This is a genomic window from Polaribacter sp. Hel1_33_96, from assembly GCF_002846595.1.
GTDB lineage: Bacteria > Bacteroidota > Bacteroidia > Flavobacteriales > Flavobacteriaceae > Polaribacter.
Genome location: NZ_PJMV01000001.1, coordinates 784473 through 800273 on the forward strand (window position 1 = coordinate 784473; position 15801 = coordinate 800273).

The following is a 15801-nucleotide window of genomic DNA, read 5'->3' on the forward strand; positions in this document are numbered from 1 at the left end:
CAATTTTCAGTAGCAGTTTTCAAATTAAATTTAAAAAAAAGTATAATGAGCGACGATAAGAAGGTTATCTTTTCGATGAATAAGGTTTCTAAAACCTATCAATCAACTGGTAAACAAGTATTAAAAGATATATATTTAAGCTTCTTTTATGGAGCTAAAATTGGAATTCTAGGTTTAAACGGATCTGGAAAATCAACATTATTAAAAATTATAGCGGGTGTAGAAAAGAATTTTCAAGGCGATGTAACTTTTTCTCCTGGTTATAATGTTGGGTATTTGGAACAAGAGCCTCAACTAGATCCTGAGAAAACTGTTTTAGAAGTTGTAAAAGAAGGGGTTGCAGAAACTGTTGCAATTCTTGACGAATACAACAAAATTAATGATATGTTTGGTTTAGAAGAAGTTTATTCTGACGCAGATAAGATGGAAAAACTAATGAATCAGCAAGCAGAATTGCAAGATAAGATTGATGCTGCCAATGCTTGGGAATTAGACACCAAATTAGAAATAGCAATGGATGCTTTAAGAACTCCAGATTCTGATAAAAAAATTGGAGTATTGTCTGGAGGGGAAAAAAGACGTGTTGCATTATGTAGATTATTACTGCAAGAGCCAGAAATTTTATTATTAGATGAGCCAACAAATCACTTGGATGCAGAATCGGTGCATTGGTTAGAGCATCATTTAGCACAATATAAGGGAACCGTAATTGCAGTAACACATGATAGATATTTCTTAGATAATGTAGCTGGTTGGATTCTTGAACTGGATAGAGGAGAAGGAATTCCTTGGAAAGGAAATTACTCTTCTTGGTTAGATCAAAAATCTCAGAGAATGGCGCAAGAAAGTAAAACAGCTTCTAAACGTCAAAAAACATTAGAACGTGAGTTAGATTGGGTTCGTCAAGGAGCAAAAGGTCGTCAAACAAAGCAAAAAGCTCGTTTGAAAAATTATGACAAATTAATGAGTCAAGACCAAAAACAAGTTGATGAAAAATTAGAAATCTACATTCCTAATGGACCTAGATTAGGAACAAATGTGATTGAAGCAATTGGTGTATCTAAAGCTTATGGAGATAAATTATTATACGATAATTTAGAATTTAATTTACCACAAGCAGGTATTGTTGGGATTATTGGTCCGAACGGAGCAGGAAAAACAACGATTTTTAAAATGATCATGGGAGAAGAAGCTCCTGATAAGGGAACTTTTAAGGTAGGTGAAACTGCTAAAATTGCATATGTAGACCAAGCACATTCCAATATTGATCCAGAAAAAACAATATGGGAAAATTTTTCGGACGGTCAAGATTTAGTTATGATGGGAGGAAAGCAAGTAAATTCTCGCGCTTATTTAAGTCGTTTTAATTTTTCTGGAAGTGAACAAAATAAGAAGGTCTCTGCTCTTTCTGGTGGGGAACGTAACCGTTTACATTTAGCCATGACCCTAAAAGAAGAAGGGAATGTTTTACTTTTAGATGAACCAACAAACGATTTAGATGTAAATACTTTAAGGGCTTTAGAGGAAGGTTTAGAGAATTTTGCTGGTTGTGCAGTGGTTATTTCTCACGATAGATGGTTTTTAGATAGAATTTGTACACATATTTTAGCTTTTGAAGGAAATAGTGAAGTATATTTCTTTGAAGGAGGTTTTTCTGAATACGAAGAAAATAAAAAGAAACGTTTAGGTGGAGACTTAATGCCGAAACGAATTAAATATAGAAAGTTAATTAGATAGTTTTCATATATTTTTATTGAATTAGTGCTCTCTTCATGACAATGGTCATAGTTGAAATTAAAGGTTATATATACTTTTAATTAATTGTTTCATTTACAATTTAGAGGGTATTAATTTAATCTTAATATTATGAATAAAAATTTTTTAAAACTTGCGTTTCTAATGCTATCAGCATTAGTTTACGGACAAGCGGGCCACGTTATGCAAGGTGTTGGTGCCGTTAATATGTCTATGGGTGGCGCAGCCACTGCACAACCCTTAGATATTTCCGGAGCTCTACAATGGAATCCTGCGGCAATATCAACTTTTGATAGTAAAATATTAGATTTTAATTTTGGTTTATTCTATTCATCTCCAGAATTAAGTTCTACTGGATTTGAGTTTAATGGATCAACTGGCGAACAAACAGGAAATATGATTACTGGTCTTACTGAGGATGATAGAGGTGTCTCTCCTATGCCAGCTCTAGCAATGGTTTGGGGAAAAGAGGATAGCAAACACACCTTTGGTTTATCGGCTTTTGGTATTAGTGGTTTTGGAGTTACTTTTCCACAGCAAGAGTTTAATTTTAATCCAATTAATAACATGCAACCTTTTGGTTTTGGTCGTGTAGAATCTGATTATATGTTATTGCAAGTTGGTTTGGCTTGGGCATATGAAATAAGTGAAACATTTTCAATAGGTATTCAGCCAACAATTAATTATGGAGCATTAGAGTTAGCGCCAAGTCCATTATCTTCTCCAGATTTCACACCACCTTCAGGTGCTCCAGGTGATCAAATGTACCCAAATAGTGATAAAGCATCTGCTCTTGGTTTTGGGGCACAGTTTGGGGTGTTTTACAACTCACCAAGTGGAATTAAATTAGGAGCTTCCTATAAAACCGGACAGTCATTTGGGGATTTAGAATTTAAAAACACTTATTTGGATGGCTCTGTAGCTCCAGATGTTTCATTTAATATGGATTACCCAGCAATATTATCATTTGGTGTAGGATATTCAAAAGGAGATGTTGATTTTGCTATGGATTACAGATATGTTGATTATGAAAATACTGATGGTTTTGCTGAAAAAGGATGGACCCAAACTGGTTCAGTTGCAGGATTTGGATGGAAAAATATAAATATACTTTCCGTTGGACTTCAATACAAAGGAATTGAAAAATTACCTTTAAGAGTTGGTTATACATACAGTAGCAATCCTATTGAGGATGAATTGGCATTTTTCTCAATTCCTGCAACTGCAGTTATTGCGAATGCTTTTCAATTAGGTTTTAGTTACCCAATAACTGATAATTTCATGTTGAATGGTGTGTATCATTATGGTGCTAGTGATGGAAAAACAGAAGGGCCAATGTTAAACCCTAATTATTTATCATCTACGAATCCTTATGGAGCAATTCCAGAATCTAAAGTTGGTTACGAAATGACAACAAGTATGGTGATGTTTGGTGTAAGTTATACATTTAAAGAATAGAAGGTTTTTTTTTTACTTACGCAGAAAATAAGAAAAGCCCTATTTTAAAATAGGGCTTTTGATTTTTATATTCTTAACTTCTTCTCTTTCTGCTAATTTTTCTTTTTTTAGAATTTTTATCGGTCTTTATAGAGCTACTATTTTTATCTGCTCTTTGTGTGCTGTTTTCTCTTTTAATTTTAGAAGAGGTTCTTTTTTTAGTATTTTTTACAACCTCAACTTTTTTGTTTCTATTAGGTTTTCGATAAGAATTATTAGCATTTCTTTTTCTCTTTTTTCTTGGATCAATCTCGGTTGAAGGTTTTCTCCTTTTTAAAATTGTACTTCTTTTTCCTATTTTGGCATTAGGTCTAGCTTTATAGTAATAAAAATTTTGATCCTCTCTAAATTGGTTATAATTTCTTTTAAAGTCATTTCTATAAAAATAACTATCATTATAGTTACAAATATCACCAAAACTTATGTTGAACCTTATGCCATTATCATAATAAAAATCTCTTACATTTCCATAAAAATTAGGATTTCCCCATCTATCGTAATGCACTCTTAAATCTCCAACCTTTGTTAGTTTTCCAAATCTGTATCTCATCGAAATACTACCTATTCTAGTAACATTTCCTCTATAATCGTAATTGATAAAAGCATTTCCAATTCTTGTAATCCTGCCTCTATAATCTCTATTTACGCGAACACCTCTGTTATTTATTCTTCTATTATAATCATTATAAGAATTTTCAAGATGCGTGTTAAAATCAAAATTACCATTTGTAAAAATGTAGAACTCGATTCCACGTTCTATGAAGTTTACAGCATTGTCATAAGTGTAATTTACCCTAATTCTGTTTGGTTTTTCGTTTCCCGTTTTGGCTTCAATGGTAGAAACCATGATCAACATTCCAAATAATATAAGTGCCGTTTTTTTCATAATATATGATTTTAATGGTTTTGCCTACTCTAAACGCTTTTCAGCTTCCGCATTTGATTATCATAATTTCAAAGAACGTGCCAAAAGATGTAAACTAAGTTCTCTGATTTGGAATTTTTTAATGTATTGTACTGATATGTAGGTTTTTACTGGTGTCTTAAGAGAATAATAATATAATTTTAAGGCTACTTCTAAGACAATATAACTTAGAAATAAATAATTATTAGGTGTTAGAAGCTAGTAAGATAAATTTGTAAAAAGTATTAGAATTGCTAAATAATATTTCTGATGAATACAATATTAGTTCTCTTTGTTCTATTATATACTTCCTACTTTAGAGGTGTTTCTCTGTTTAAAATGAATCTTAAAAAGAAAATAAATAGAAAGGATCTATGAACGTAATAAATTAGGTAAACAAGAACCTTACGGCTAGTATTGTATTAGTAACTGAATGACGAAATAGTACTTTTGAGTTTAGTGCAGCATCAAATAAAAATTAAGAAGGATTCTAAGATTCAGAAGTTATAGTTTTACCTGCTGAAAAATAAATTCCTGATTATTTTGTTTTATATACATTTCTTTGCAATTGGTTGGGTGCTCAAATCTATGATTTTGTCTTAAATTGAAAGAAGGGTTATCAGCTAAAAAAATACCCTCAAAGTCTTTTTCACCGCATCTTGTATATCTAGAAATTCTGTACTTTAGAGCATCTATTTTTTCTTCAACCTTAAACCAAGCTCCACTGCCAACTCCAGATAACCAGGTGCCATTTATTAAATTAAATGTTTTTATATCGGGTATTTCAGAACCAATTAAATTAAGTTCAGAATCAAATTTTTTAAAGAAAGTAGCATTGTATTCTTTTAAAATAGACCGGTTTTTATATTCTTTAATCTTTTGGTTTTTTACCTTATAGACTGTTCTACTTGTTCTTCCTTTTAATGTATTTCCAATAGGACTAGGAGTTAATAAATGAGAACTTTTTAACTTTAGTTGGATGCTTTTTTTTGTGCAAGAATTTATGATTGTATCGGTTACAAACCTAGCACAATTGCTGCCATTTTTAATAAAAGCACCATAAGGAAATTCTTTTTTATCAATTAAATTATAAATAAAGTTAAATGCTTTGTCATAATTAATTTTATGATTAACACTTGCAATTAACCTTCCTGCTCCATGTGTTTTTTCAGGATGTTTTTCCAACCACAACAAAATGTCATCTAGATTCGTTAGTGCGTTATTTTTAAAGGAAGCTTTTAAAGGAATATAAATTTCGGGATCTGTTTCAAAAGATCTTACGCGGCCATTTCCATAAGAAGTTATATATCGGCCAAAATCAAAATATTTAATTTCAGATTCATTTTTTTTGATCAATAATAGTGCAGAATGCCCTGCTTGAATTGCATGCTTGTTGCCTATGCCAATTTTTGGCCAAATTCTACTTGAATATTCCCTGTAGGCGGGTCTAACAATAGTATCAGGAAAGGATAATATAACGATAATGGCATTTTCCATTTTATTTATTTTCATCCTTAGCGATTCTTTTCCCCGTTTTACAATGTATTTTATTTTCTATTTTTATTGGTTTATTTATTGTTAAAAAGAGAATTACTGATTATTTTAAAAGTTTTAAATGCAAAGTAAATCGTGAAAATTAAAGCAGCAAATCCTACTAAAATTAATAGGTATGCAATATAAATTTTTGGAGATTCTGTAAATCTATCAAAAGCTTTAAAGCCCATCGTTAAAAGTATAGGAGACGCAATAAAAAGAAATACTAAAATTCCTAATCTTATTAATCCTTTGCCTAGTAAATTTGTGTCTGTACTCATGGTTTATAATTTTGAATAGCATTTCTTACACTTCCAAATTTTTGTAATAAGGTACTTGCTGTTGTTTGGTCTATGTTTAATGCGGCAACCAACATTTTTTCACCTCTATCTACTAATTTATTATTAGATAGTTGCATGTCAACCATTTTGTTTCCTTTTACTTTTCCAAGTTGAATCATGGTTGCAGTAGAAAGCATGTTTAAAACTAGTTTTTGTGCTGTTCCTGCTTTCATTCTAGAGCTTCCTGTTACAAATTCTGGTCCTACAACTACTTCAATAGGAAATTGAGCTGTGCTAGATAAAGGACTATTTTTATTACAAGAAATGCTACCTGTAATAATGTTGTTTTCGTTACATTTTTCTAAAGTTGAAATAACATAGGGTGTCGTTCCTGAAGCAGCAATGCCAACAACAATATCTTTATGAGAAATAGCATGTTCTTGTAAATCTAACCAACCTTGATTTGTAGCATCCTCAGCAAATTCAACGGCTTTTCTAATCGCATAATCTCCACCTGCAATTAAACCTACAACCAATTCATGAGGAACACCAAAAGTTGGCGGGCATTCCGAGGCATCTAAAATACCTAATCTTCCAGAAGTTCCTGCACCAATATAAAAAAGTCTTCCCCCTGTTTTTAATTTTTCAACAATTTGTTGGGTTAATTTTTCTATTTGAGGCAGTGCCTGCTCTACCGCTAAAGGAACTGCCTTGTCTTCGTTATTAATATTGGTTAATAATTGAGACACAGTCATTTTTTCTAGATGGTTGTATTTAGAATCTTGTTCTGTAGTTTTTGTAAAAGTCATCAATCAAAAATACATGTTTTATGTTATTATTGATTACTTATCGCAAAAGTTATTTAATCTTTTTCTACCAAATCTAATGAAAAAGAGTCTGTTTCTGAAATATGAAAATATCCTAGAGGGAAATTTTCTTCAGCAGTCATATTGATCATATTCCCTAATAAAGAAGAAGGAACAGTTTGAAAAGGACCTCCTGAATTTTGTCCACTTTGATTTACCAAAACTCTAAAATAAGTGAAATACTCTTTTGAAACTCCAGACATTTTTATATTTACCGTTGTTGGCAATTCGATATCGTCTTCACTGTAAAAGAAAGAAAAATTATAATCAGCCCCATTAAAAAAGCGATCCTCTATAGAAGTAAATAAATTATTGGTAAAATCAAATAAGTAATAATTATCTTCAAAATCCGAATCTGTAAAATCGATTCTCACCTCTGTTTCTTTTCCAGAGAATAAAGTCTCATCACCTTGAACAGCACTTAATAATGGCGTAGATTTTATTTTACTAGCCTTTCCTTTATACGTTTCATTGTTGTGAATTACTGTTAATTCATATGCAATATTATCAGCAGGAATAAAAGCAGTTTCAGGTTCATAACTTCCATCTGCATCTAGATCAGAAAAATTAATAATACTAAGGTTTGATAAGTCTGTAAGAAATACAGTAGCATTCGTAACTACCGGAATTACGTCTTCAAAATAGTCAGCTGATAATTTTAATTTTACAACTGTATATGCGTTAACCGGGCTTTCGTCAAAATAAACTTCAAAAGCGGCATCAATAATTAATTTTGGTTCAATAGAAGGAACATCAATAGTAACAACTTTTTCACAATTAGTAAAAAACAATATGAATAAAACAGGGAGTATATATATCTTTCTCATCATCTGATTAAAATTTAAAATTATAAGTAACAGAGGGTACCAAACCAAATATTGAAGTCTGAACTGCTTCGTTTCTAAAAGTTTCTCTATTCTGTCTAAAGTTGATAGATGCCGCATTTTGTCTTCCATATAAATTATAAATTCCAAAAACCCATTCTCCTTGCAATTTTCTTTTTTTGTTCTTGTCTGGAGTTAAAGTTGCAGAAATATCTAATCTATGATAGGCTGGCAATCTATCAGCATTTCTTCTGTTATCGTCAAAAACAGGAACATTTAAACCTTGTACTTCATATTGCCCCACAGGATAGTTTGTCGGTTGCCCAGTTTGAAATAAAAAATTTGCGTTGAATGTCCATTTTTTAGATAATTCATAACTTGCATTTATAGAAATATCATGCGTTTTATCATATGGTGAACTGTACCATTCCCCTTGATTAATGCCAGGTTCATTTGCAGTTCTGCCTGTAGTTTGTTGCTCTGATCTAGACAATGTGTAGGCCAACCAACCTTTAAATTTTCCTTCATTTTTTTTGAATAAAACTTCTAAACCATAAGCTCTTGCTTGACCATTTAAAATAACAGTCTCAATTTCGTTATTAGCAACTAAGTTTGCACCATTTATATAATCAATTCTATTTTGAATTTCTTTATAGAAAACTTCTGTTTCTAAGGAATAATCTCCATTTTTTATAGATTTAAAATATCCAAGGGCAAATTGATCTAATAATTGAGGTTTTATAAAACGTCCACTTGGTGCCCAAACATCCAATGGGGTAGGCGAGGCAGTATTAGAAAGTAAATGTAAATATTGTGCCATTCTGTTATAGCTCATTTTGAATGATGCAGCATCACTCAAAATATACGATAAGGAAACTCTAGGTTCAAAATTACTAAAAGTTGCTAATTGATCTTTTCTTTTGTAAGATTCTGTGCCAATAGCTTCAGCAGATTCGTATTTTTTAAATTGCGAATTATATATAACGGGTTCGTTATTAGCGTAAACATTAATTTCATCTTGTCCTAAGCGTGTGAAATTACTAAAACGGACTCCGTATTGTAACGTTAGTTTATCATTTATTTTTTGTTCAGCTTCTAAATAAGCGGCAAATTCGTTGGCGTATTTGTCTATTAATTTTTCTGGCTGAATCCCAGAGTCTTCTCTATTAGGTATGATTTCTCCTGGATTAAATTTGATGTAAATATTGTTAACACCATAGCTTAGTTTAAACTTGCTATTTAAATAATGTTTAAAATCATATTTTAGATTGAAGTTTGTGATTCCAGAATCCCATTCAAAACCAACAAAGTCGAGAATCAACCCGTAGAAATAGTCTGAATAAATTAAAGATAAATTAGAGAATATTTTATCAGAAAATAGATGATTCCAGCGTAAATTAAGCACTGTATTTCCATATTTATTTACAAAGTTGTCGCTAATTCCGAAAACGTCTTTTCCAAAATAAGTTGATAAGAATACGTTGTTTCTATCATTCATTCTATAATTAAATTTACCATTTAGATCATAAAAATATGCTTTGTTGTCATTGTCAAAAAGCGGTAAAAATAAATGAGCGTAAGAAGCTCTACCCGCTACAACGAAAGAACTTTTTTCTTTTTCTATTGGACCTTCCACTAATAATCTTGAGGAAACCAAACCAATTCCTCCGGTTATATTAAAGTCTTTACTATTTCCTTCTTTTTGATAAATATCTAAAACTGAAGATAACCTACCTCCAAAACGTGCAGGGATTCCACCTTTATATAATTTTACATCTTTAATTACATCAGGATTAAAAACCGAGAAAAAACCAAATAAATGTGAAGAATTAAAAACAATAGCTTCATCCAATAAAATTAAATTTTGATCTGCAGCTCCACCTCTTACATTAAAACCTGAAGCGCCTTCCCCTGCGCTTGTAACGCCAGGTAAAAGAATTAAAGACTTTATGATATCTGCTTCACCTAAAACAACAGGAATTTGTTTTATAGTGGCAGATGTTAATTTATTCACACTCATTTGAGGTGATCTGATATTTATTTTTTCAATGTCAGCTTCAAAAATGATTTCATCTAAACTTTCTGTTTCCTCATTTAGATATAAATTTTTAGTTAAATTTTCTAATACATTAATACTTTCATTGATAGTAGAAAATCCTAAGTAGCTAATTTGAATTTTGTGCATTCCTTTAGGAATTGTTATGGAATAAAAACCATACTCATTGGTAGTTGCACCTAAGTTTAATTCTGGAAAATAAATAGAAACTCCTATTAAAGTTTCATTATTAGAGTTGTCGTAAACAGTACCACTTATCGTAAATTTTTCCTGGCTAAAAGATGATAACGTTATGATGGAAATTAAAAATAGTAACTTTTTCAAATGAAGCATTTTTTGTTTAATATATTGATTCTATTATTCAACAAAACTACAACTATCTAGTTATAAAATAATGTTAAATTTAAAATTGTAGTACAAAAAAAACTGATGAGTATATCATCAGTTTTTTAATACTTTGTCTTGTTGGCTTTAAGCTAAAATACTATTTAAAAGGCTATTTGGCCTCATAGATTTTGTCGCTAGCGCTTCATTAGGTTTGTAATAACCACCAATATTTACCGCTGTTCTTTGAATCTCATTTAGCTCTGCGATGATTTTTTCTTCATTTTTTCTCAAAGTTTCCGCCATGGTTTTAAACTCTGCTTTTAACGATGCATTCTTATTTTGATGAGCCAAAGCCTCTGCCCAATATAGTGCTAAATAAAAATGTGACCCTCTATTATCTAATTCACCAACTTTCCTTGAAGGAGATTTATCATTATCTAAAAATTTGTCGGTAGCATCATCTAAAGTTTCAGCTAATACTAAAGCTTTCGGATTGTTGTTTGTTGTTCCTAAGTGTTCTAAAGAAACGGCTAAGGCTAAAAATTCTCCTAAAGAATCCCAACGTAAATGATTTTCTTCTAAAAATTGTTGTACGTGTTTTGGAGCAGAACCACCTGCGCCAGTTTCAAAAAGCCCTCCACCATTCATTAACGGCACTATAGATAACATTTTTGCAGATGTTCCAACTTCCAAAATTGGGAATAAATCTGTTAAGTAATCACGTAAAACGTTACCAGAAACAGAAATGGTATCTTCTCCTTTTATGATTCTTTCTAAAGTAAATTCTGTAGCTTCTATAGGCGATAAAATTCTGATGTCTAAACCAGAAGTATTATGATTTTTAAGATATAAAGTTACTTTTTTGATGATTTCTGCATCATGTGCTCTGTTTTTATCTAACCAAAAAACAGCAGGTGTTTCTGATGCTTTTGCTCTAGTAACTGCTAATTTTACCCAATCTTGAATTGGTAAGTCTTTCGTTTGACACATTCTCCATATATCTCCCTTTTCAACCGTGTGCTCTATTAAAACAGTTCCGTTTACATCCACAACTTGCACTGCACCGTTAGAAGTAATTTCAAAAGTTTTATCATGAGAACCATATTCTTCAGCTTTTTGAGCCATTAAACCAACATTAGGCACAGTACCCATTGTTGTAGGATCAAAAGCACCATTTTTTTTACAAAAATCAATTGTTGCGGAATAAATTCCGGCATAAGAACTATCTGGAATAATTGCTTTCGTGTCTTGTAACTTCCCTTCTGAGTTCCACATTCTACCAGAGGTTCTAATCATTGCTGGCATGGAAGCATCGATAATTATATCTGAAGGAATATGCAAATTGGTTATCCCTTTATCTGAATTAACCATCGCTAATGCTGGTCCGTGGTCAAAGGCATGTCTTATATCATCTCTAATTTCATCACGTTTATCTTTTGGTAATTCATTTAGTTTTCCTAAAAGATTTCCTAAACCATTATTTACATCAACACCGATTTTATTAAAAGTGTTTTCATGTTTTGTAAATAAATTATCAAAATAGACACTCACTGCATGACCAAAAATAATAGGATCACTAACTTTCATCATGGTTGCTTTCATATGTAACGAAAACAATACATTTTTATCCAAAGCGTCTTCATATTGTTCTTCTAAAAAGGCAATTAATGCTTTTTTACTCATTACAGTCGCGTCAATAATTTCTCCTGGTAACAAGTTTAATGTATCTTTCAAAACTATCTTAGTACCGTTTTCTGCAATATGTTGGATACTTATTGAGGTTGCATTCTTGGTGGTTATAGATTTTTCATTATGAGCAAAATCTCCTGCCTTCATTGTAGCCACATGGGTTTTAGAATCTGCAGACCAAGCACCCATAGAATGTGGATTTTTTCGGGCATAATTCTTTATCGCTTTTGGCGCTCTTCTGTCTGAATTTCCTTCACGCAAAACTGGATTTACGGCAGAACCTTTTACTTTGTTATACAGTGCAGAAATAGCTTTGTCTTCATCCGTTTTTATTTCTTCAGGATAATTTGGTATAGCATAACCCAGCGCTTGTAATTCTGCGATAGCGGCTTTTAGTTGCGGCACTGAAGCACTAATATTTGGTAATTTTATAATATTTGCTTCTGGTTTTTTTGCTAATGTTCCTAAAACAGTTAAAGCATCTTCCACTTTTTGATGATCAGGCAAATAATTTGAAAAATTTGCTAAAATTCTTGAAGCTAAAGAAATGTCTTTTGTTTCAATTTCTATATTAGATGATTTTGTAAAAGCTTTTACAATTGGTAAAAAAGAACGGGTAGCTAATGCCGGAGCTTCGTCTGTTTTTGTATATATGATTTTAGCTATTTTGCTCATAAAAGTATTTTGTTTTATTAAAGAAATATCTATGCTATGCTAAGTACGAAATCCTTTTCGTTTGAAGCGGCACAAATTTAGGAATTATAGGTGAGATTTTTACTGTTAAATTGCTATTAATTAAAGACTTTTGATATGTTTTTAATAATAAAATCAACTTTATTTTGTAGAAATGATATCAAAATAAAAGCCACATCTTACAATTGCTTGTAAAGATGTGGCTTTTTGAAAAAGTTTCTTAAACTGTTTTGTATTTCTACAATTCAAATAAGATGTAAATCCTATATTTCTTCCGTTGTTAAAGAAATTATAATTTACTTTTTCATTTTTTGAAACCTCCTTAATTTAAAATAAGCATAGTGCTTTTTTTAATTTGTAATTATTATCTGCTTAAATATAATCCTTTATTTCAGGTTGTTGTTTTAAAACGAACTGCTTTAAAGTGGTAATGATTATTTTTTAATATGAATCTTGTTACCCGATTAAGTTTATTACTGAACAATAATTTTATTAAGAACATTACTTTCTGAATTTAGAATTAATTTAATAGTTTCTGAAGAGAACTCCATTGCATTAATTGTCAAATTCTTTATAAAAATACTATTAAATTTTAGATGCGTATAATTTTTAAGAAATTAGAAATCAACAAGATATCAACTACGGTTATTAACATTTGTTCATGAAAAAAGCTTTGTGAATATTCACAAAGCTTTTTTATATTTTTAAGTAAAAAGAATTTATCTCCTTTTTTCAGTAATTCTAGCTTTTTTACCAGTAAGACCTCTAAAGTAGAAAATACGAGCTCTACGAACTCTTCCTTTTTTGTTAATTTCAATTTTTTGAATAGAAGGTAAGTTTACTGGGAAAATTCTTTCTACACCTACAGTACCAGACATTTTTCTGATTGTAAATGTTTCTGAAGTTCCTGCACCTCTTCTTTGAATAACTACACCTCTAAAAAACTGAGTACGTACTTTTTCACCCTCTTTAATTTCGTAATAAACCGTAATTGTATCACCAGCTGCGAAATCAGCAAATTCTTTTTTTGTTACAAATTCGTCTTGAACAAACTTTAATAAAGCTTCCATGTTTTAATATTTATTGATTTTGTAAAGTAACATTCACGATTTTTTCGTCAGAGGTTAATTTAGCGTTTGCAAAAGTACTAATTATTTTTTATTGATAAAATTAAATTTAATTATTTTTTATATTGATAATTAGTACAATAGAATACCCAGAACTTACGTGATTCTTTATTATTGATTTTAATAATAATTGGTGCTAATTCTATTACTTTATCAAAGTATTTAGTTAAAATAGGATTTTGAGTTCCTTTTAACTTATCATTTTTAAAGCGTTTATCAGAATCAATAAAAATAGCATTTTTGGTATTTAACAAAGCTAAGTTGTCGCCTAAATAATCAAAATGTAAGGCTGGTAAACCTATAATGTTTTGAGCATATACTTTCTCATCCATAAAAAAGTTTAAGCAGGCAGACGTTTTATAATTGTCATTAGAAAAAACGAAAGTATTTATTTTTTTTTCTGGTAAAGTCTCTATTTCGGATGCTAGTTCTTTCCATCCAACCCAAGTGTCATCACTTTTAATTGGCACTAAATAAAATAAAATTTGTGCACTAACTAGTATGTGAAATACTATTGAAAAGATAATTTGAGTTTTTAATAATTTCTTATTGATAAACATTCCTGCTAAAATGATTCCTGTAATGTAAGAAGGCATCATCCAATTTAATTTTACCCAATAAATAGGAGTAAGGCTAAAGAAACCTACAAAGGTTGGAATGAAAAATGCAAGTAAAAATAATGTTTTGGCCTGTGGTATTTTAAATTTTATCAACGCTCTTTTTACATATTTATATGTAAATGTGATGAAAATTAAAAATAAAACAGGTAATAATAAAAACATTTGATGCCCAATCGCACCAAAGAAATTTTTCGGAGATATTTTAAATTCTGAAATAGAACTCGTTCTTTCGGATGATTGAAATGCAAAGGACGCAAACTCATTTTGGCAGTTCCAATACCAAACAGGAAATGTTACTGCAACCGATAGTAGTAAAGAAATCCAAAACCAAGGAGAAAGAAATAATTTTCTGTATTTGTTTGAAAAAACAAGAAATGCAATAATACCTATTTGTAATAATAAAGCAGTGTATTTACTGTTAAAAGCTAAACCCATGGTAATTCCGCCTAATATCCAGAACCACTTTTTTTCTTCAAAAATAGCTTTATATAAGCAGATTAAACTCAAAGTCCAAAATAACAATAACGGAACATCTGGAGTAGAATTAAATGATAAAATGGATACAAAAATGGTTGAAGCTAATAGAACAATCGCTCTTGCTAGTTTCTGTTTTGACAAAAAGTAAGAAGCTAATTTATAGAAGCTTAGTATGGTTAACGTTGTAATGATAAAATCAGTAAATTTGATTGTGAAAATTGATTGACCAAATATTTCTGTAAAGATTCTTAATAGGTAGCCTATCATTCCGGGGTGATCAAAATAAGATAAAGACAGATTTTGACCATAGAGATAATAATAAGCATCTTGTGGCATTAATCCCATGAATGGAAGTAAAATCAATCTAAACAATTGAAATCCTAAAACCCAAGAAATGGCTTTGTTATTTTTTATAAATGATAAAAACTTATTCATCGTTCAGTAAATCTGGTCTTATTTCTTCAGTTCTTTTATAAGCTTGCTCATTTCTCCAGTCATCAATTTTTGGAAAATTACCAGATAATAGTACTTCAGGCACTTTCATTCCCTCAAACTCGGAAGGTCTTGTGTATACTGGAGGTGATAATAAATTATCCTGAAAAGAATCGGTTAAGGCAGATTGTTCATCACCAATAACACCAGGTATCAAACGAACAATAGCATCTACTAAAACAGCAGCTGCTAATTCTCCACCGGTTAAAACATAATCTCCAATGGAGATTTCTTTAGTGATATATTTATCTCGAATTCTTTGATCTACCCCTTTATAATGACCGGTTAAAATAAGTATATTTTCTTTTAAAGAAAGGGTGTTTGCAGTTCCTTGATTTAAGGTTTGTGCATCTGGAGTCATATAAATTATTTCATCATAATTTCTCTCAGATTCTAACTTTTTAATGCAATTTGAAATGGGTTCAATCATCATGACCATTCCTGCACCTCCACCAAATTGAGTGTCATCTATTTGTTTGTAATTACCTAAACCATATTCTCGTAAATCGTGAATTACAATTTCTGTCAAACCTTTATTCTGAGCACGTTTAATAATAGAATGATTAAAAGGGCTTTCTAATAATTTAGGTGCTACTGAAATAATATCTATTCGCATGATGCAAATGTAGGTTTTTTAGCGAATTTTTGAAGAAGGTTTTT

12 protein-coding genes are annotated in these 15801 nt (G+C 30.7%); 2 read left to right on the forward strand and 10 right to left on the reverse strand.

Annotation, left to right across the window (positions count from 1 at the left end; genetic code table 11):
• Positions 1–45: 45 nt before the first annotated feature.
• A complete protein-coding gene (gene ettA, locus ATE90_RS03575) occupies positions 46–1737 on the forward strand; it encodes an energy-dependent translational throttle protein EttA (RefSeq protein ID WP_036787825.1) in 1692 nt (563 codons plus the stop codon).
• Positions 1738–1866: 129 nt separating this feature from the next.
• Positions 1867–3213 carry an OmpP1/FadL family transporter gene (locus ATE90_RS03580; RefSeq protein ID WP_036787827.1) on the forward strand — a complete coding sequence of 449 codons (1347 nt, stop codon included), beginning with the start codon at positions 1867–1869 and terminating at the stop codon, positions 3211–3213.
• A 73-nt stretch (positions 3214–3286) separates the two neighbouring features.
• On the opposite strand, the gene ATE90_RS03585 is transcribed toward ATE90_RS03580, so the two are convergent.
• The 10 genes from ATE90_RS03585 to trmD all read right to left on the reverse strand — a co-directional run bounded on the left by ATE90_RS03585 (position 3287) and on the right by trmD (position 15757).
• Complete coding sequence (locus ATE90_RS03585) at positions 3287–4138, reverse strand: hypothetical protein (protein WP_036787829.1); 852 nt, start codon at positions 4136–4138, stop codon at positions 3287–3289.
• Between the two features lie 522 nt (positions 4139–4660).
• Positions 4661–5668, reverse strand: coding sequence for a DUF6695 family protein (locus ATE90_RS03590; protein ID WP_081958190.1), 1008 nt, complete (start codon positions 5666–5668; stop codon positions 4661–4663).
• A gap of 56 nt (positions 5669–5724) precedes the next feature.
• Positions 5725–5970: a DUF6095 family protein gene (locus tag ATE90_RS03595; protein WP_036787832.1), complete on the reverse strand. Its 246-nt coding sequence runs from the start codon at positions 5968–5970 to the stop codon at positions 5725–5727.
• The gene (gene murQ / locus ATE90_RS03600) at positions 5967–6779 is read right to left on the reverse strand and encodes an N-acetylmuramic acid 6-phosphate etherase (protein WP_036787836.1); all 813 of its coding nucleotides are present in this window, start codon (positions 6777–6779) and stop codon (positions 5967–5969) included. The genes ATE90_RS03595 and murQ overlap by 4 nt, the downstream gene beginning before the upstream one ends.
• A gap of 53 nt (positions 6780–6832) precedes the next feature.
• Positions 6833–7666, reverse strand: coding sequence for a DUF4249 family protein (locus ATE90_RS03605; RefSeq protein ID WP_235317758.1), 834 nt, complete (start codon positions 7664–7666; stop codon positions 6833–6835).
• A 4-nt stretch (positions 7667–7670) separates the two neighbouring features.
• The gene (locus ATE90_RS03610) at positions 7671–10049 is read right to left on the reverse strand and encodes a TonB-dependent receptor (RefSeq protein WP_101450822.1); all 2379 of its coding nucleotides are present in this window, start codon (positions 10047–10049) and stop codon (positions 7671–7673) included.
• A gap of 138 nt (positions 10050–10187) precedes the next feature.
• A complete protein-coding gene (locus ATE90_RS03615) occupies positions 10188–12407 on the reverse strand; it encodes an NADP-dependent isocitrate dehydrogenase (RefSeq protein ID WP_036787842.1) in 2220 nt (739 codons plus the stop codon).
• 737 nt (positions 12408–13144) lie between these two features.
• Entirely contained in the window at positions 13145–13495 is a 351-nt protein-coding gene (gene rplS / locus ATE90_RS03620) for a 50S ribosomal protein L19 (RefSeq protein ID WP_036787845.1), read from the reverse strand.
• Positions 13496–13605: 110 nt separating this feature from the next.
• Positions 13606–15084, reverse strand: a complete 1479-nt coding sequence (locus ATE90_RS03625; protein ID WP_101450824.1) for a glycosyltransferase family 39 protein — start codon at positions 15082–15084, stop codon at positions 13606–13608.
• Complete coding sequence (gene trmD, locus ATE90_RS03630; protein ID WP_036787849.1) at positions 15077–15757, reverse strand: tRNA (guanosine(37)-N1)-methyltransferase TrmD; 681 nt, start codon at positions 15755–15757, stop codon at positions 15077–15079. The genes ATE90_RS03625 and trmD overlap by 8 nt, the downstream gene beginning before the upstream one ends.
• Positions 15758–15801: the final 44 nt, after the last annotated feature.

Coding starts and splice junctions, on each gene's coding strand:
- ettA (WP_036787825.1), top strand. CDS start 46: ATGAGCGACGATAAGAAGGTTATCTTTTCGATGAATAAGGTTTCTAAA.
- ATE90_RS03580 (WP_036787827.1), top strand. CDS start 1,867: ATGAATAAAAATTTTTTAAAACTTGCGTTTCTAATGCTATCAGCATTA.
- ATE90_RS03585 (WP_036787829.1), bottom strand. CDS start 4,138: ATGAAAAAAACGGCACTTATATTATTTGGAATGTTGATCATGGTTTCT.
- ATE90_RS03590 (WP_081958190.1), bottom strand. CDS start 5,668: ATGAAAATAAATAAAATGGAAAATGCCATTATCGTTATATTATCCTTT.
- ATE90_RS03595 (WP_036787832.1), bottom strand. CDS start 5,970: ATGAGTACAGACACAAATTTACTAGGCAAAGGATTAATAAGATTAGGA.
- murQ (WP_036787836.1), bottom strand. CDS start 6,779: ATGACTTTTACAAAAACTACAGAACAAGATTCTAAATACAACCATCTA.
- ATE90_RS03605 (WP_235317758.1), bottom strand. CDS start 7,666: ATGATGAGAAAGATATATATACTCCCTGTTTTATTCATATTGTTTTTT.
- ATE90_RS03610 (WP_101450822.1), bottom strand. CDS start 10,049: ATGCTTCATTTGAAAAAGTTACTATTTTTAATTTCCATCATAACGTTA.
- ATE90_RS03615 (WP_036787842.1), bottom strand. CDS start 12,407: ATGAGCAAAATAGCTAAAATCATATATACAAAAACAGACGAAGCTCCG.
- rplS (WP_036787845.1), bottom strand. CDS start 13,495: ATGGAAGCTTTATTAAAGTTTGTTCAAGACGAATTTGTAACAAAAAAA.
- ATE90_RS03625 (WP_101450824.1), bottom strand. CDS start 15,084: ATGAATAAGTTTTTATCATTTATAAAAAATAACAAAGCCATTTCTTGG.
- trmD (WP_036787849.1), bottom strand. CDS start 15,757: ATGCGAATAGATATTATTTCAGTAGCACCTAAATTATTAGAAAGCCCT.